The 15,563-nt window shown below is 46.1% G+C and carries 23 protein-coding genes and 1 rRNA gene; all 24 read right to left on the bottom strand.

All coding sequences use genetic code 11. The features are described from left to right. A 16S ribosomal RNA gene (locus tag AC4EHB_RS16700) occupies positions 1–93 on the bottom strand; the annotation flags it as partial. Positions 94–604: 511 nt separating this feature from the next. After that, the gene (locus AC4EHB_RS16695; protein ID WP_490982082.1) at positions 605–1,288 is read right to left on the bottom strand and encodes a KinB-signaling pathway activation protein; all 684 of its coding nucleotides are present in this window, start codon (positions 1,286–1,288) and stop codon (positions 605–607) included. Between the two features lie 163 nt (positions 1,289–1,451). Beyond that, the gene (locus tag AC4EHB_RS16690; RefSeq protein ID WP_490976697.1) at positions 1,452–2,513 is read right to left on the bottom strand and encodes an Mrp/NBP35 family ATP-binding protein; all 1,062 of its coding nucleotides are present in this window, start codon (positions 2,511–2,513) and stop codon (positions 1,452–1,454) included. Between the two features lie 185 nt (positions 2,514–2,698). Continuing rightward, positions 2,699–3,130: a VOC family protein gene (locus tag AC4EHB_RS16685; RefSeq protein ID WP_490982081.1), complete on the bottom strand. Its 432-nt coding sequence runs from the start codon at positions 3,128–3,130 to the stop codon at positions 2,699–2,701. 120 nt (positions 3,131–3,250) lie between these two features. After that, positions 3,251–3,643 carry a 30S ribosomal protein S9 gene (gene rpsI, locus AC4EHB_RS16680; protein WP_135500656.1) on the bottom strand — a complete coding sequence of 131 codons (393 nt, stop codon included), beginning with the start codon at positions 3,641–3,643 and terminating at the stop codon, positions 3,251–3,253. Positions 3,644–3,672: 29 nt separating this feature from the next. Further along, entirely contained in the window at positions 3,673–4,110 is a 438-nt protein-coding gene (gene rplM / locus AC4EHB_RS16675) for a 50S ribosomal protein L13 (RefSeq protein ID WP_490976695.1), read from the bottom strand. 214 nt (positions 4,111–4,324) lie between these two features. Beyond that, positions 4,325–5,068: a tRNA pseudouridine(38-40) synthase TruA gene (truA, locus tag AC4EHB_RS16670; protein WP_490982080.1), complete on the bottom strand. Its 744-nt coding sequence runs from the start codon at positions 5,066–5,068 to the stop codon at positions 4,325–4,327. Between the two features lie 11 nt (positions 5,069–5,079). Continuing rightward, complete coding sequence (locus AC4EHB_RS16665; RefSeq protein WP_490982079.1) at positions 5,080–5,877, bottom strand: energy-coupling factor transporter transmembrane component T family protein; 798 nt, start codon at positions 5,875–5,877, stop codon at positions 5,080–5,082. Beyond that, positions 5,874–6,746, bottom strand: a complete 873-nt coding sequence (locus tag AC4EHB_RS16660) for an energy-coupling factor ABC transporter ATP-binding protein (protein WP_490982078.1) — start codon at positions 6,744–6,746, stop codon at positions 5,874–5,876. The genes AC4EHB_RS16665 and AC4EHB_RS16660 overlap by 4 nt, the downstream gene beginning before the upstream one ends. Then, positions 6,722–7,570 (bottom strand): energy-coupling factor ABC transporter ATP-binding protein, encoded by an 849-nt coding sequence (locus AC4EHB_RS16655; protein WP_490982077.1) that lies wholly within the window; start codon positions 7,568–7,570, stop codon positions 6,722–6,724. Before AC4EHB_RS16655 ends, AC4EHB_RS16660 begins: the two co-directional genes overlap by 25 nt. A 339-nt stretch (positions 7,571–7,909) precedes the next feature. Then, positions 7,910–8,284, bottom strand: a complete 375-nt coding sequence (gene rplQ, locus AC4EHB_RS16650) for a 50S ribosomal protein L17 (protein WP_135500650.1) — start codon at positions 8,282–8,284, stop codon at positions 7,910–7,912. A gap of 46 nt (positions 8,285–8,330) precedes the next feature. Next, on the bottom strand, positions 8,331–9,275 hold the full coding sequence (locus tag AC4EHB_RS16645) for a DNA-directed RNA polymerase subunit alpha (RefSeq protein ID WP_135500649.1): 945 nt from the start codon (positions 9,273–9,275) through the stop codon (positions 8,331–8,333). A gap of 128 nt (positions 9,276–9,403) precedes the next feature. Continuing rightward, entirely contained in the window at positions 9,404–9,793 is a 390-nt protein-coding gene (rpsK, locus tag AC4EHB_RS16640) for a 30S ribosomal protein S11 (RefSeq protein WP_135500648.1), read from the bottom strand. Between the two features lie 25 nt (positions 9,794–9,818). Continuing rightward, positions 9,819–10,184: a 30S ribosomal protein S13 gene (gene rpsM, locus AC4EHB_RS16635; protein ID WP_290213329.1), complete on the bottom strand. Its 366-nt coding sequence runs from the start codon at positions 10,182–10,184 to the stop codon at positions 9,819–9,821. 21 nt (positions 10,185–10,205) lie between these two features. Continuing rightward, the gene (gene rpmJ, locus AC4EHB_RS16630; RefSeq protein ID WP_006828951.1) at positions 10,206–10,319 is read right to left on the bottom strand and encodes a 50S ribosomal protein L36; all 114 of its coding nucleotides are present in this window, start codon (positions 10,317–10,319) and stop codon (positions 10,206–10,208) included. A gap of 37 nt (positions 10,320–10,356) precedes the next feature. Next, the gene (gene infA / locus AC4EHB_RS16625) at positions 10,357–10,575 is read right to left on the bottom strand and encodes a translation initiation factor IF-1 (protein ID WP_006828950.1); all 219 of its coding nucleotides are present in this window, start codon (positions 10,573–10,575) and stop codon (positions 10,357–10,359) included. 403 nt (positions 10,576–10,978) lie between these two features. Further along, positions 10,979–11,632, bottom strand: coding sequence for an adenylate kinase (locus AC4EHB_RS16620; RefSeq protein ID WP_490976690.1), 654 nt, complete (start codon positions 11,630–11,632; stop codon positions 10,979–10,981). Positions 11,633–11,692: 60 nt separating this feature from the next. Continuing rightward, positions 11,693–12,988, bottom strand: a complete 1,296-nt coding sequence (gene secY / locus AC4EHB_RS16615) for a preprotein translocase subunit SecY (RefSeq protein ID WP_490976689.1) — start codon at positions 12,986–12,988, stop codon at positions 11,693–11,695. Further along, a complete protein-coding gene (gene rplO / locus AC4EHB_RS16610; RefSeq protein WP_490976688.1) occupies positions 12,988–13,428 on the bottom strand; it encodes a 50S ribosomal protein L15 in 441 nt (146 codons plus the stop codon). Before rplO ends, secY begins: the two co-directional genes overlap by 1 nt. A gap of 34 nt (positions 13,429–13,462) precedes the next feature. After that, positions 13,463–13,645, bottom strand: a complete 183-nt coding sequence (gene rpmD / locus AC4EHB_RS16605) for a 50S ribosomal protein L30 (protein WP_135500643.1) — start codon at positions 13,643–13,645, stop codon at positions 13,463–13,465. 14 nt (positions 13,646–13,659) lie between these two features. After that, positions 13,660–14,160: a 30S ribosomal protein S5 gene (gene rpsE / locus AC4EHB_RS16600; protein WP_135500642.1), complete on the bottom strand. Its 501-nt coding sequence runs from the start codon at positions 14,158–14,160 to the stop codon at positions 13,660–13,662. 20 nt (positions 14,161–14,180) lie between these two features. Next, positions 14,181–14,543: a 50S ribosomal protein L18 gene (gene rplR, locus AC4EHB_RS16595; protein ID WP_490976687.1), complete on the bottom strand. Its 363-nt coding sequence runs from the start codon at positions 14,541–14,543 to the stop codon at positions 14,181–14,183. A gap of 33 nt (positions 14,544–14,576) precedes the next feature. Beyond that, entirely contained in the window at positions 14,577–15,116 is a 540-nt protein-coding gene (gene rplF / locus AC4EHB_RS16590; protein WP_490976686.1) for a 50S ribosomal protein L6, read from the bottom strand. Positions 15,117–15,146: 30 nt separating this feature from the next. Further along, complete coding sequence (gene rpsH, locus AC4EHB_RS16585; RefSeq protein WP_006828942.1) at positions 15,147–15,545, bottom strand: 30S ribosomal protein S8; 399 nt, start codon at positions 15,543–15,545, stop codon at positions 15,147–15,149. Positions 15,546–15,563 lie beyond the last annotated feature (18 nt).

The raw sequence follows: 15,563 nt of genomic DNA, 5'->3' as shown, positions 1-15,563 counted from the left end.
CGTTGGGAGCAAGCTCCCGACGTTCCGCTCGACTTGCATGTATTAGGCATGCCGCCAGCGTTCGTCCTGAGCCAGGATCAAACTCTCCATTATAGAGTAGTGTTGATTGCTCAATACTGCTGGCGTATCGCCGTCCGAAGACGCACGATTCGCTTTGATCTGCGTAATGCTGATCAGTAGTTTTGCGCGGGCCGTTTTGCGCGGCCGTTGCGTGTTGTTGACGTTTTACTGTTCAGTTTTCAAGGTTCATGTTTGTGCCGCCATCTGTGTTTGTGTAGCTCGTTGTTGCTTGGCGACTTTTATTATATTAAAGCATGTTTATACTCCTGTCAACACCTTTTAGATTTTTTCCTTCAGTTCTTTTTCTTTCCCTCCCTCTTTCTTCGCACTCCTTTTCTCAATAGCGCCTAAAGCCTTGCGCCATCTGCATTCCTCATCTCTTGTTTTAGCCGCACCAGCTGCCAGCCGTCCGCAAGAAAGCCGCGTTGGAAAATTCCGCGTTTTTCTTGCGCTAATTTTTTCCGGCAAATGATCCCCCTCTCTCCTCGAAAAAAGCCGACCGGATTTCTCAGAGAGAGAAATCCGGTCGGCTTTTTTGCGTCTCTTATTTTTTCGGGCTTGCTTGGGCTGCCAGTCTCCGTGCAGCCTTACGCTCTTCAAGCTTCTCGCGGTCAATATCCGATTTGGCATTGTACTTCGGCAAAGCCAATAGCTGGTAAGCGTTGACTGCCAGGAACGGAAACAGCAGCAATGCTACCCAGCTGTCGATGTTATCTGCTTTGACCATCAAAGCCGGAAGCCATTCCAAAGTCGTAATGACGATCATAAAGAACAGCGCTGAAATGAATGTGCTCTTCGTCGTCCATTTCGCTTTGAAATAAGCGGTAATCAATGAAGCGCCTAGCAAAATGGCCAACAGCACGCCATATAGCACTTGCTGGCTTCCCGTCTCTGCGTTCGGCGCAAAACGGAAGACAATCAAATCGAAGATGACGATTGCAATGATCAACAGCTGAACCCAATTCCATAAGCGCAGCGTCCGGAACATATTGACTCCGAATTGATGTATTGTCAGATATGCAAAAAAGCCCATCTGGCTGATCATGCTCATCGTCATCCCCACAACAACCATCCAAGCAAAGCCGGCAAGAACCTCTCCCCATTGCCCATTCGCGAAAGCTTCTGCGAAAACGTCATCCCAGCGGATGAACAAACCGAGTATCCCGGTAATCGCTCCGCCGATAAAAATAGCATTTATAAAAAATTTAACCCAATTTCGTATCGTCACGTTAATGCCTCCATTGTATGAAATCCTCTTAAGATTGTACCAACCTGGCGGCAAAAAATCCATTAAGCCCGACCCATTGATGTGAACAAACCATGAAATTGGTGGCATTCTGTTCATAAATAGAAAAAGTCCGGCTGCACATTGCACGGCCGGACTCCATTCATTATTTTTTAGCGAATTGATTTAGCAATTGCATGGCGATGTCTTCGTAAATTTCCCCAATCGGATGGTCTGCCGTGTAAACTGACGGCGCGAAATCCGCTTCGTTCCAATCCGGCTGGCCCAGTGGAATCTGGCCCAGCAATGGAGCCTGCAGCTCTTCAGCAAGCTTCGGGCCGCCTCCTTGGCCGAAAAGGTATTCCTTATTGCCCGTTTCTTTGCTTTCGAACCACGACATATTCTCGATGACTCCCAAAACTTCGTGATTGGTTTGGATGGCCATCGCACCTGCGCGCGCAGCTACAAATGCTGCAGTGGGATGCGGTGTCGTAATGACGATTTCTTTAGAGGCCGGCAGCATCTGATGGATGTCCAGCGCTACGTCCCCTGTCCCTGGCGGCAAGTCCAGCAGCAAATAATCCAATTCGCCCCATTCTACATCGCGGAAGAATTGATCCAAGACTTTCCCAAGCATTGGGCCGCGCCACACAACCGGCATATTGTCTTCGACGAAAAAGCCCATCGAGATTACTTTGACGCCGAAGCGTTCAACCGGAATGATCGTATTGCCGCGGACGACAGGTGATTTATCGATGCCCATCATATCCGGCACACTGAAACCATAGATATCTGCATCAATCAAGCCGACTTTTTTGCCTAGGCGCGCAAGGGCGACAGCTAAGTTTACTGACACTGTCGATTTGCCGACGCCGCCTTTTCCGCTGGCGATTGAAATGAATTCAACCTTGTTCAATGGCGACAGCAGGTCTTGTGCTTCTGATTCATTCGCAGTACCGCGGAATTGAGCCAATGCTTCCTGAGGAAGCTCTTCAAAACGGATTCCGACAGAACCCGCTCCCGCTTCTTTCAGAATTTCGACAACTTTCATCTGCAGCTGCATCTGTTCAGGCGTATTCGTTTTGGCGATAGCCAACTTCACGCTGACGTGGTTTTTCTCTTCTTTTATCGTGACGGATGTAATGCCGTTCGTTTCAGTCAGCGATCTATGTAAAAACGGGTCTTGCAGGGTCCCCAGTAATTCGCGAACTTGTGCTTCATTTAACATATTGATACACTCCTTCTCACTTTTGCTCACCGTAAAGTATAACATAGCGGACTTTATTTTAAATCAATTCTGCCTTCTATGGAAAGGCACTCGATTTTGGTCATGAAGAAACGCCATGGAGCTGGCAGCAAAAAATCGTGCTCCATGCATTCCGTCCATTTCAAATAAAACCAGACATTATTACATCATCTAAAATCCAACATTTCATTGTCATCGTACTTAAAGTCCGGCCCCCAGGCAACTTCCCAATAATAGCCATCAGGATCTTTGAAATACCCGGAATAGCCTCCCCACAAAACATCTCTCGGTTCTTTAACGACTTCTGCTCCCGCTGCTTTCGCTAAAGCGATGGTTTCGTCCACTTCTTCCTTTATTTTTGCGTTATAGGCCAGCGTAATACCTGAAAACCCGCTCCCGCTTGGCGGATTGGCTTCGTTGATGTCTTTCGCCAGATCCTCTAAAGGATAAAGCTCCAATTTCGTACCGGAAGAATTAAAAAATACGATTTCCGGGTTATCTCTTTTTTCATCAGTCTTAAACCCTAGTCCGTCCCGATAGAATTTTACCGACCTTTCCATATCCCTGACTCCTAAACAAATAAGATTGATCCGATTCATATTCCCATCTCCTTCATCCGTTTTTTTCATTTTACACTTTTAGGCGGCTGCTAACTATTTGCTTCCACAAAAAAGCACTTTCCGAATTGCTTCGGAAAGTGCTTTGTGTATAATTTGAAATTAACGTTTTGAGAACTGAGGTGCGCGACGTGCTGATTTAAGACCTGGTTTTTTACGTTCTTTCATACGTGGGTCACGTGTTAACAACCCAGCAGATTTCAACGCTGGACGGAAAGCAGGGTCTACAGTAAGTAGAGCGCGAGCGATACCGTGGCGGATTGCGCCAGCTTGTCCAGTGAATCCACCGCCGTTTACGTTTACTAGGACGTCGTAGCTTCCTAGAGTTTCAGTAGCAACTAGTGGTTGTTTGATGATTTGCTCAAGAGTTTCGTATGGAACGTAATCCGATACGTCACGTTTGTTGATTGTAATTGTGCCGTCTCCTGGTACTAAACGTACGCGAGCTGTAGAGTTTTTACGGCGACCTGTACCAATATATTGAACTTGTGCCAAAGGTGTATCCTCCTCTTATTTACGTATAATTATCCGCGAAGCGTGTAAGCTTCTGGTTGTTGTGCTTGGTGGTTATGGTCTGGTCCAGCGTAAACGTGGAGTTTTCTGAACGTCTGGCGGCCAAGAGAGTTTTTTGGAAGCATCCCTTTGATAGCCAATTCAAGCATTTTAGTCGGGTATTTAGTGCGCATTTCAAGTGCTGTGCGCTGTTTCAAACCACCGCTGTATTGTGTGTGGCGGTAGTAGATTTTGTCTGATAGTTTTTTACCAGTCAAGTGGATTTTTTCAGCGTTGATGATGATCACGTGATCACCAGTGTCAACGTTTGGTGTGAATGTTGGTTTGTATTTACCACGTAAGATTGAAGCGACTTCAGAAGCTAAACGTCCAAGAGTTTGCCCTTCTGCATCGACAACCAACCATTTACGCTCGACTTCGTGACCTTTAGCCATGAATGTTGTACGCATGTATATTGTCCTCCTAAAATATCATCTGTTATTAATCATGTCCCAAGTTCCGTTGGCACATGTCAGTTGTTCTGTTGTACCGTTTTTTCGTTATCCCTTAACACAAATAACCTTCCGGGGCATATCGTGGGGGTAATGAAAATACCATACATCATGTTATAACGAATCGGGTGGAAAGTCAAGGGTTTTTCCAAATACACCAGGAAAAGTTGTTTCAGCCATCATACTCCACGTTTTCAAGGTATAAACCGTGAGCCGCAGCTGTTTTACCAGCCGCTCCCCGCTCTTTGGCACTAATGATATCCGCCACTTCCGAAACGCTTTTTCTGCCGAGCCCCACTTCCATCAATGTGCCTGCGATGATGCGCACCATATTATAGAGGAAGCCGGATCCTTCGATGACCATGTGGAGCTCTTCCCCATGCTCTTCAAATTCCAAGCGCCTTACCGTCCGCACTTTATCGACGACGCCCGTATTTACTGCGCAGAAACTCGAATAATCATGAGTGCCGATAAACGCTTCGGCCGCTTGCTGCATTTTCACAAGGTCGGGACACTGCTTTATATGCACCATGTAATTGCGGGTGAACGGGCTGATCACTTGGCTGCGGTCCCATTTATAGCGATAAGTCTTTCCAGCGGCATGGTAGCGCGCGTGGAAACCTTCAGGCGCCTCGTGGATTTCCGCGACACGGATATCTTCTGGCAGAAGCACGTTGAGCGCCTTCAACCATCCGCTGTCTGGAATCGACAGCGGCGTGTCAAAATGGATGACTTGGCCAGTCGCATGCACTTTCGCATCCGTCCGGCCGCTCGCCACCACTTGCACAACTTCACCTTTATGGATTGTCTTTAAAACCTTCATCAATTCCTGCTGCACTGTACGCGAATCCGGTTGGACTTGATAGCCCGCAAAACCGGATCCGTCATAGGCGATTTTCGCTTTCATTCGTTTCATGCTTTCTCTCCTTATGTCCGGTAATACCAAAGAACAGCTGTCAAACCGACAAGCAGCGCCATGCTGAATGTATCTTTAAAGCCCCAGTCCAGCTGGCGGTAGCGGGTACGGCCTTCTCCGCCGCGGTAACCCCGCACTTCCATCGCTGTTGCCAAGTCTTCTGCACGCTTAAATGCGCTGACGAACAACGGAATGAGCAAAGGCACTACCGCTTTGATGCGTTCTTTCACGGGTCCTGAGCCGATATCCGACCCTCTTGCCATCTGTGCCTTCATGATTTTTCCTGTCTCGTCCATCAAAGTCGGGATGAAGCGCAGCGAAATCGACATCATCAACGCCAGCTCGTGCACAGGAAGCTTGACGCGCTTGAACGGCCCCAGCAAGGTTTCGATGCCATCGGTAATGGAAATCGGTGAAGTCGTCAGCGTCAGGATGCTCGTGATGAACACCAACACCAGAAAGCGGACCGACAAGAAAATACCTTGCCGCAGCCCTTCCTCATAAATCTCGATAAACCCGATGCTCAGCAGCACGTCCCCTTCGCGCGTAAAGAAAATATGCAAAAGGAACGTGAATATCAATAGGATAAAGACCGGTTTCAAACCCGTAATAAGAAAGTACAGGCGTATTTTCGACAAAAACACAACAAAAAGGGTGAATCCCAGCAATATGCCATATGTCAGCGCATTATTTGCCACAAAAACCACTGCGATAAAAATAAACACGAAGAGGATTTTTGCACGCGGATCCATCCGGTGGACGATTGAATCGCCGGGAATATAGCGGCCGAAGATCATTTTCTCTATCATATGACATCACGCCCTTTCTGAAGAGCCTGCGCAATGTTTTTTGCTAATGCTTCCTCAGTGAGAGAAATGCCATTCAATTTGATGCCCATCTTTTCTTCGAATTGCCGTTGCAGGCGGACCGAACGCGGCGGTTCGAGCCGATAATCATGCAATTGCTCTTCGTTGGAAAAGATGGTGACTGGATCGCCTGTCACCACACATTTACCGCCATGCATGATGGCGATCTGATCGGCGTAGCGCGCGGCATCTTCCATGCTGTGCGTCACCAATACCGTCGTCAGCCCTTTTTCGACATGTAGCCTATAGAAAAGGTCCATGATTTCATGGCGGCCTCTTGGATCCAGCCCCGCTGTCGGTTCATCAAGCACCAATACGTCCGGCTCCATTGCCAGGACGCCCGCTATCGCCACACGGCGCATTTGCCCGCCGGACAGGTCAAACGGTGACTTTTCCAGCACGTCCATCGGAAGCCCGAGCTGCTGGACCAATTCGCGAGCGCGCCGGCTTGCTTCTTCTTCTGGAACGCCATAATTCAATGGCCCGAACATGATGTCTTTCAAGACGGTTTCATCAAACAGCTGCTGCTCAGGAAATTGGAAGACAATTCCGACTTGGCGGCGGATATCGCGCAGGTTCTTCGCTTTTGTCCCCGCTTCTATTTTCCGTTCACCAATCATTACAGTGCCTTCCGTCGGTTTCAGCAGCGCGTTCAGATGCTGCAAAACGGTCGACTTCCCTGAGCCGGTATGCCCGATGATTGCCGTATAGGATCCTGACGGGATATGCAGATTTACGTGATGCAATGCCCGTTTTTCAAATGGCGTATCTTTCGCGTAGCTGTATCCTACATCTTGGAGTAAGATGTCCATAGTTCATTCACCAACTTATCTTCTGTCATATGCTCGCCTTTAATATCCAAGCCTTCTTCGCGAAGCAAATGCGTCATGCGCATCGCAAATGGCAAATCCAGGCCCAGCTCCATCAATTCGCTGCCCGAACGGAATACTTGCTCTGGGTTGCCTTCTAATTGTTTATGTCCCTGGTTCATAACAATCAGCCTATCGGCTAGCGCAGCTTCCTCTAAATCATGCGTAATGGAGATGACCGTCAAGCCGGTCGCTTCTCTCAGCTCCCTGATTGTTTCAATCACTTCCATCCGCCCTTGGGGATCGAGCATCGAAGTCGCTTCATCCAAAATCAGCAGCCGCGGACGCAAAGCCAAAGCTCCGGCAATTGCCACCCGCTGCTTCTGCCCTCCAGACAAATGATGAGGCTCCTGGTCCATATAATCTTCCATCTTCACTTGGCGCAATGATTCTTTCACACGCACCACCATTTCATCATGGGGGACGCCGTTATTCTCCAAGGCAAATGCCACATCGTCCTGCACCGTCGCCCCGACAAACTGATTGTCTGGGTTTTGGAACACCATGCCCATTTGGGAACGGATGTCCCATAGCGTTTCTTCGGACATCGGTTTGCCCATTGCCGTCACCTTTCCAGCTTTCGGAAACAGTAATCCGTTCATCAATTTGGCGATCGTTGATTTGCCTGATCCGTTATGCCCGACCAGCGCAATCCACTCTCCTTCCTCAATGGTAAAAGAAAGGTCCGCTACTGCCGGCCGAACCGATTCGTCGTCTGGCGCATATGTAAATGTCACATTTTCAAATGACATAATAATCGAATTCATCTCTGCTGGCCTCCTCTAATTGCAAACTACCTCTACTCTACTCGGTCTCCTAAGCAATTGTAAAACTAAAAATGGATAAAAAAAAGCGCGCACCTCATTCAGAGAAATGCGCTTTTCTGTCTCTATGGCGCCCCGGTTGCTTAAGCCAGGGTTGAATGAGGTGCGTAGAGCTAGACAAGACGCCGTCCGAAGACTCGCTCATCATAACGCTCAGCTTTTCATGAGTGTCGTATAAACCATAATGCTAAAAGAAGAGGGCATGAACCCTCTTCCAATAAATCAATTGTCCCGCTGGCTGAAGTTCAGCCAACGGATCTAACTTGAATCTGCTGATTCAAATTAAACTAATTCGATGATTACCATTGGTGCGCCATCTCCGCGACGAGGCCCCATTTTCATGATGCGAGTGTAGCCGCCTTGGCGTTCTGCGTAGCGTGGTGCAACGTCATCAAACAATTTTTGCAAAGCAAAGATTGTGTTTTCGTTACCTTCTGCGTCAGCAGTAGTTACTAACTCACGGCGAATAAATGCTGCAGCTTTACGGCGTGCGTGAAGATCTCCACGTTTGCCAAGCGTAATCATTTTTTCTACAGTTGAACGAACTTCTTTCGCACGAGCTTCAGTCGTTTGAATGCGTTCATGAACGATTAAGTCTGTTGTAAGGTCACGTAATAGTGCTTTACGCTGAGAACTTGTACGTTGTAGCTTTCTCATTGAAGTTTCCCTCCTTTGTTAAATATATCGGATCCGATTATAAGTGTCAGTCTTCTTTACGAAGGCCCAACCCTAAATCTTCTAACTTCACTTTAACTTCTTCAAGTGATTTGCGTCCGAGGTTGCGTACTTTCATCATGTCGTCTTCCGACTTGCTAGCCAGTTCGTGTACCGTGTTGATACCCGCACGTTTTAAGCAGTTGTAAGAACGAACCGAAAGATCAAGTTCTTCGATAGTCATCTCCAACACTTTTTCTTTTTGGTCTTCTTCTTTTTCAACCATGATTTCAGCCGTTTGAGCCTCATCTGTCAAACCAACGAAGATATTTAAATGCTCAGTAAAAATTTTCGCACCAAGTGCAATTGCCTCTTTAGGACCAATGCTGCCATCTGTCCAGACATCAAGAGATAATTTATCAAAATTAGCGAGCTGGCCCACACGTGTGTTTTCCACTTGGAAGTTCACGCGTGATACTGGAGTGTAAATAGAGTCAATCGGAATGACGCCGATCGGAAGATCTTCACGTTTGTTCTGATCTGCACGAGCGTATCCACGGCCTCTGTTCGCATACATGCGCATACGCAGGTGTCCGTTTTTAGCGATTGTTGCAATATATAGATCCGGATTCAGAATTTCCACGTCACTGTCGTGAGTGATATCTGCAGCCGTAACCGTTCCATCACCTTTTACATCAATTTCAATGACTTTTTCTTCGTCAGAGTAAATTTTCAGTGCCAGTTTCTTAATATTCAAGATGATTGATGCTACATCTTCTTCTACACCTTCAACAGTGGAGAATTCATGCAAGACACCATCAATTTGAATCGAAGTAACAGCAGCGCCTGGTAAAGATGAAAGTAAGATTCGACGTAAGGAGTTTCCTAAAGTAGTTCCATATCCACGCTCAAGCGGTTCAACAACAAACTTGCCGTATTTAGCAGTGTTGTCGATCTCGACCGTTTCAATTTTTGGTTTTTCTATTTCGAGCATTCATTTTACCCTCCTTCAAAACGTCGGTATTTTCGTTTCATCAAGAATTCGATAGTCACAGACTTTCGCAACGATTCGGAACACATTCAGTAAGTCGTGATGTTCAAAAATCCTATTCAGATTAACGATTATACGCGACGGCGTTTTGGCGGACGGCAACCGTTATGAGGTACTGGAGTTACATCTTTGATAGCTGTAACTTCTAGTCCGGCAGCTTGAAGCGCACGGATAGCAGCCTCACGACCTGAACCAGGACCTTTAACTGTAACTTCTAGAGTTTTAAGACCGTGTTCGATTGAAGTTTTAGCACAAGTTTCAGCAGCCATTTGAGCAGCGAAAGGTGTAGATTTACGTGAACCTCTAAATCCTAGAGCACCAGCGCTTGACCAAGATACTGCGTTTCCTTGCATATCTGTAATCGTAACGATTGTGTTGTTAAATGTTGAGCGGATGTGAGCAATACCAGATTCGATATTCTTTTTCACACGACGCTTACGAGTTTGTTGTTTACGTGCCATGTTAAGAAGATACCTCCTTTACTGATTATTTTTTCTTGTTAGCTACAGTTTTACGAGGACCCTTACGCGTACGCGCATTGTTCTTCGTATTTTGTCCGCGAACAGGTAGTCCACGGCGGTGGCGGATACCTCGGAAGCTAGCAATTTCCATCAATCGCTTGATGTTCATAGAAACTTCACGGCGTAGGTCACCTTCAATTTTAAATTGATCCAATTGTTCACGGATATTGTTCAACTCGTCTTCAGTAAGATCGCGAACGCGAGTATCTTCAGAGATACCAGCTCCTGAAAGTACTTTCTGAGCAGTAGTTTTACCAACACCGAAAATGTATGTTAATGAAATAACAACGCGTTTGTCGCGTGGAATGTCAACACCAGCAATACGTGCCATGTGTGATGCACCTCCTTCTTATTAGCCTTGTCTTTGTTTGTGTTTCGGATTTTCACAGATTACCATTACTTTACCGTTTCTGCGAATAACTTTACATTTTTCACAGATCGGTTTTACAGATGGTCTCACTTTCATCTAACCCAACCTCCTTAGTAGTCCGGAGTGCAAAAGATTATTTAAAACGGTATGTGATACGACCGCGTGTTAAATCGTAAGGAGAAAGTTCCACTGTTACTTTATCCCCCGGCAGAATGCGGATGAAATGCATGCGGATCTTGCCTGATACATGCGCAAGAATCGTATGGCCGTTCTCCAATTCTACTTTAAACATCGCGTTAGGCAAAGTCTCAACGACTGTTCCTTCGATTTCAATTACATCGTCTTTCGCCATCGACCCAGTCTCCCTTCTGTATACAAATCAGGTTCTCATCTTCAAACAGTATTTGCTGATTGAATAATACTACGATATTCATTCACCAGGAATGCATGAGTGACATTCGAAAGACAGTCTCCGAGTTCCACTGCCCGCAAATTGCGGAGAGGGGGTAATCCGGTTAATCCAGCCTGACTCATGTTTCCTCGACCGTCCGGACTGCCTTGGATGAGTTCCAAACCCGTTACACAGATGCTTCCACGAAACCCATTATACTATTTCCCATGCCGAATTGCACTTTGCGACCCTGCACCAGATTTCCTATAAGGAGCCTTGTTTGCTTTTGCAGCTCTCGAAAATTCATATCTCCGTCGCTCCTTAAAGCCACATGGAGGCAACTAACTGCGCCCGGCGCCGAAGATTAGCCTCGGTCGCCCTTTAGAAGAGCATCAATGTCAGCAAATACTTTCTGAATGTCCTGCTGTCCATTTATATTTTTCAGCACACCTTTGTCTTCGTAGAAATCCAGAAGCGGCTGAGTTTGTTTAATGTTGACTTCTAAACGGTTTGTGACGGTTTCAGGGTTATCGTCTTCGCGCATGTAAAGCTCGCCCCCGTCTTTGTCGCACACGCCTTCAACTTTAGGCGGATTGAACACAAGATGGTACGCAGTGCCACACACTTTGCAAATCCGACGGCCTGATAATCGCTTAACAAGTTCGTCTTGTTCAACTTGAATGTTTACGACATGCTCGATTCTTTTGCCAAGATCGGCAAGAAGAGATTCCAGCGCTTCAGCTTGTGGGACTGTACGTGGAAAGCCGTCCAATAGGAAGCCTTCTTCACAATCCGCTGCGCTAAGACGCTCACGGACGATACCGATAGTCACTTCATCGGGAACTAATGCTCCCTTATCCATGAACGATTTTGCTTCCAAGCCTAGTTTCGTTCCGCCTTTAATAGCGGCCCGGAACATATCACCTGTAGAAATATGAGGGATGTCGTACTTCTCAACAATTTTGTCCGCTTGAGTGCCTTTTCCAGCACCAGGTAGACCCATTAATACGATATTCATACGTTTGCCCCCTCAGACAAGTGGAGAAGGAACGATTTGACACGCCCCTAAAACCCCTGATTATTTCATAAAGCCTTTGTAATGACGTTTAACAAGCTGAGATTCCAATTGTTTCATCGTCTCCAGCGCTACCCCTACCACGATCAATAGACTTGTACCACCGATTTGCGCCGATTGCGGCAAGCCCATCAAGTTGGTGAAGAAAATTGGCATTACTGCGATAACGGATAGGAAAATCGCTCCGACGAATGTCAAACGGTATAACACACTTGTTAAATAATCTTGCGTATTTTTACCCGGACGGATTCCCGGAATATAAGCACCTTGCTTTTTCAGATTGTCCGACACGTTTTCAGGATTAACCTGAATGAATGCATAGAAATACGTGAAAGCTACAATCAAAGCGACATAAATAATCATGCCGACAGGGCGAGTGTAGTCAAATGTATTCTGGATTGCATCCGTAACCGCGTTGGCGCCAAAGAAAGAAGCGATGGTTTGCGGCGTAATGATAAACGCTACTGCGAAGATAACCGGGATAACTCCGGCCGCGTTCACTTTCAAAGGTAAATGCGTTTGTTGTGCACCTGTTGTCTGGCCGCGGCCAGCAACGCGTTTTGCATACTGGATCGGAATTTTGCGCAGCGCTTGCTGAACGTAGATAACCAAAACAGTAACAGCAACAACTGCTAATGCAAGCAAGACCAGAAGGGCGATGTTGATCGCAAGCTGAGAACCAGCTCCTTCGATTTGCTGTGCATACAATTGGTTGACAGCTCCAGGTATTGCAGCGACAATCCCAGCGAAGATGATAATCGAAATACCGTTCCCCACACCTTTTGCCGTAATCTGCTCACCAAGCCACAGTAGAAATGCAGTACCGCCAGTTAAAACAATTGCGATTACAGCATAAGTTGCAACCGAATCGTCCAGTATTAAAGATCCACCATAAATCTGGTTGAATCCGTAAGACATACCAATTGCTTGGATAAAGGCAAGAACAATTGTGAAATAGCGAGTGAATTGAGCAAGTTTCCGTCTTCCGACTTCACCTTGTTTCGCCCACTCTGCAAACTTCGGCACAACGTCCATCTGCAATAATTGCACAATGATTGACGCTGTGATGTATGGCATGATTCCCATTGCTAAAATCGAGAAATTAGCTAGGGCGCCTCCACCGAAAGTATTTAAGAATCCGATCAAGCCAGCTTGATCAGTAGCTTGCAATACGCTTGCGTCAACATTCGGTACCGGAATGAAAGTTCCGATACGGAAAATGATGAGCATTAGTAAAGTAAAGATAATTTTATTTCGAATATCAGTCACGCGCATAAAATTTGAGATTGTCTGAAACATTAAAGCACCTCGGTTTGTCCGCCGGCAGCTTCAATCGCTTCTTTTGCTGTTCCAGAGAATTTGTGAGCTTTAACAGTCAATTTCTTCTCTAAGCTACCATTGCCCAGAATCTTGATTCCAGAACGTTCATTGCTGACAAAACCTGATTCCATAAGCAATGCAGGTGTAATTTCTGTGCCCTCGTCGAAACGGTTCAATACATCAAGGTTGACAATAGCGTAGTCTTTACGGTTAATGTTCGTAAATCCACGTTTAGGCAAACGACGGAACAATGGGTTTTGACCACCCTCGAATCCTGGACGAACTCCGCCGCCAGAACGTGCGTTTTGACCTTTATGGCCTTTACCTGCTGTTTTACCAGTACCTGAACCGATACCGCGTCCGACACGCTTTCTTGAACTGCGTGATCCTTCTGCTGGTTTTAATTCATGAAGTTTCATGTGGTTGGCACCTCCTTCTATAGAAAATCAGGGATTAAACTTCTTTGATAGTTACTAAATGAGCGACTTTATCAAGCATTCCGCGAACGGCTGCATTGTCTTGGTGCGCTACTGTCTGGTGCATTTTGCGCAAGCCTAATGACTGGACAGTTTTACGTTGTGATGGCTTAGCGCCGATCACAGATTTTGTGAGGGTAATTTCTAGTTTAGTTGCCATGTAATTTTCCCTCCTTATCCTAATAGCTCTTCTGTAGTTTTGCCGCGAAGTTTTGCAACTTGGTCAGCACTTTTCAGTTGAGTTAAACCGTTGATAGTTGCACGAACCATGTTGATTGGTGTGTTTGAACCTAGAGATTTCGACAAGATGTCTTGTACTCCAGCAAGTTCAAGTACCGCACGGACAGGTCCACCAGCAATAACACCAGTACCCGGAGAAGCCGGTTTGATAAGAATTTGGCCAGCACCAAAGCGACCGATTACTAAGTGTGGAGTTGTACCTTTAACCATTGGTACTTCAATAAGGTTTTTCTTCGCATCTTCAATAGCTTTACGGATAGCATCTGGAACTTCTTGAGCTTTACCAGTACCAAAACCGACATTACCATTTTTGTCGCCTACAACAACTAATGCGGAGAAACGGAAACGACGTCCACCTTTTACAACTTTCGCTACGCGGTTAATCGTAACTACGCGTTCTTCAAGTTCAAGTTTGTTTGGATCAATACGACGCATGAAATGTGTCCCTCCTTCTTTTAAAATTGTAAACCATTTTCACGTGCAGCTTCTGCCAATGCTTTTACACGTCCATGATATAAATAACCACCGCGGTCAAAAACGATCGATTTCAAACCGTTTTCAGTAGCACGTTTTGCGATTGTTTCGCCGACTTTAGCCGCCGCGTCCACGTTGCCAGTTGAGTCGCCTGTGAAATCTTTATCCATAGATGATGCACTTACAAGTGTTACGCCGTTTGTATCGTCGATCAATTGAGCGTAGATATATTTATTCGAACGGAATACGTTTAAACGCGGGCGTGTTGCTGTACCCGTGATTTTTGAACGTACACGAGCATGACGCTTTTTACGAGATGCGTTTTTATCGAGTTTCGTAATCACTGAGGTCACTCCTTTCATCCTGCCTAAGCAGCATTATTTACCTGTTTTACCTTCTTTACGGCGAACTTTCTCACCTTCGTAACGGATACCTTTGCCTTTATACGGCTCTGGCGGACGCACTTGGCGGATGTTAGAAGCAAGAGCTCCAACGCGTTCTTTGTCGATGCCTTTAACGATAACTCGTGTGTTAGCTGGAACTTCAACTGTAAGGCCATCTTCCGGAGTGAATTCAACCGGGTGAGAGTAACCTACGTTAAGAACCAATTTTTGACCTTGCAGCTGAGCACGGTATCCAACCCCTACCAATTCAAGCGTACGCTCGAATCCTTGAGAAGTTCCAAGAACCATGTTAGCAAGCAAAGCACGAGTAGTTCCGTGAATTGTGCGGTGATCTTTCGATTCAGACGGGCGTGACAATGTTACCACGTTGTCTTCAAGAACGATTGCGATATCTTTGTTAAATGTGCGAGTCAACTCGCCTTTAGGTCCTTTAACAGTTACTTCGTTATTGTCGCCAATAGTGACAGTAACGTCAGCAGGAACCTCGATTGGTTTTTTACCTACACGTGACATTTCTTTGCACCTCCATTCGTTTGTTGCTAATTACCAAACGTATGCTATGATTTCTCCGCCGATTTGTTTCGCGCGGGCTTCTTTATCAGTTACCAAACCTTGTGATGTCGATACCAAAGCGATCCCAAGACCGTTCAGCACACGAGGCACCTCATTAGTTTTAGCGTATACACGTAATCCTGGTTTTGAAATGCGTTTCAATCCAGTAATAACGCGTTCGTTATTAGCTCCGTATTTCAAGAAAATCCGGATCATACCTTGTTTATCATCTTCAACATATTCCACGTCACGAACGAAACCTTCACGCTTAAGAATTTCAGCGATGTCTTTTTTCACATTAGAAGCCGGAAGCTCTAATTTCTCGTGACGAACCATGTTTGCATTACGAATGCGTGTCAGCATATCTGCAATCGGATCTGTCATTGTCATTACATTTACCTCCTTCCC

The sequence above is a fragment of the Planococcus sp. TJ-302 genome, from assembly GCF_058268455.1.
Note: the sequence above shows the minus strand (reverse complement) of the source record. Positions and strands in the feature narration are given on the sequence as shown.

Bases quoted from the DNA above. Each gene is read 5' to 3' on its own strand.
- AC4EHB_RS16690 (WP_490976697.1), bottom strand. From the start codon at position 2,513: ATGTTAAATGAAGCACAAGTTCGCGAATTACTGGGGACCCTGCAAGAC.
- AC4EHB_RS16685 (WP_490982081.1), bottom strand. From the start codon at position 3,130: ATGAATCGGATCAATCTTATTTGTTTAGGAGTCAGGGATATGGAAAGG.
- rplM (WP_490976695.1), bottom strand. From the start codon at position 4,110: ATGCGTACAACATTCATGGCTAAAGGTCACGAAGTCGAGCGTAAATGG.
- truA (WP_490982080.1), bottom strand. From the start codon at position 5,068: ATGAAACGAATGAAAGCGAAAATCGCCTATGACGGATCCGGTTTTGCG.
- AC4EHB_RS16665 (WP_490982079.1), bottom strand. From the start codon at position 5,877: ATGATAGAGAAAATGATCTTCGGCCGCTATATTCCCGGCGATTCAATC.
- AC4EHB_RS16660 (WP_490982078.1), bottom strand. From the start codon at position 6,746: ATGGACATCTTACTCCAAGATGTAGGATACAGCTACGCGAAAGATACG.
- AC4EHB_RS16655 (WP_490982077.1), bottom strand. From the start codon at position 7,570: ATGAATTCGATTATTATGTCATTTGAAAATGTGACATTTACATATGCG.
- rplQ (WP_135500650.1), bottom strand. From the start codon at position 8,284: ATGAGAAAGCTACAACGTACAAGTTCTCAGCGTAAAGCACTATTACGT.
- AC4EHB_RS16645 (WP_135500649.1), bottom strand. From the start codon at position 9,275: ATGCTCGAAATAGAAAAACCAAAAATTGAAACGGTCGAGATCGACAAC.
- rpsK (WP_135500648.1), bottom strand. From the start codon at position 9,793: ATGGCACGTAAACAACAAACTCGTAAGCGTCGTGTGAAAAAGAATATC.
- rpsM (WP_290213329.1), bottom strand. From the start codon at position 10,184: ATGGCACGTATTGCTGGTGTTGACATTCCACGCGACAAACGCGTTGTT.
- rpmJ (WP_006828951.1), bottom strand. From the start codon at position 10,319: ATGAAAGTGAGACCATCTGTAAAACCGATCTGTGAAAAATGTAAAGTT.
- infA (WP_006828950.1), bottom strand. From the start codon at position 10,575: ATGGCGAAAGACGATGTAATTGAAATCGAAGGAACAGTCGTTGAGACT.
- AC4EHB_RS16620 (WP_490976690.1), bottom strand. From the start codon at position 11,632: ATGAATATCGTATTAATGGGTCTACCTGGTGCTGGAAAAGGCACTCAA.
- secY (WP_490976689.1), bottom strand. From the start codon at position 12,988: ATGTTTCAGACAATCTCAAATTTTATGCGCGTGACTGATATTCGAAAT.
- rplO (WP_490976688.1), bottom strand. From the start codon at position 13,428: ATGAAACTTCATGAATTAAAACCAGCAGAAGGATCACGCAGTTCAAGA.
- rpmD (WP_135500643.1), bottom strand. From the start codon at position 13,645: ATGGCAACTAAACTAGAAATTACCCTCACAAAATCTGTGATCGGCGCT.
- rpsE (WP_135500642.1), bottom strand. From the start codon at position 14,160: ATGCGTCGTATTGATCCAAACAAACTTGAACTTGAAGAACGCGTAGTT.
- rplF (WP_490976686.1), bottom strand. From the start codon at position 15,116: ATGTCACGTGTAGGTAAAAAACCAATCGAGGTTCCTGCTGACGTTACT.
- rpsH (WP_006828942.1), bottom strand. From the start codon at position 15,545: ATGACAATGACAGATCCGATTGCAGATATGCTGACACGCATTCGTAAT.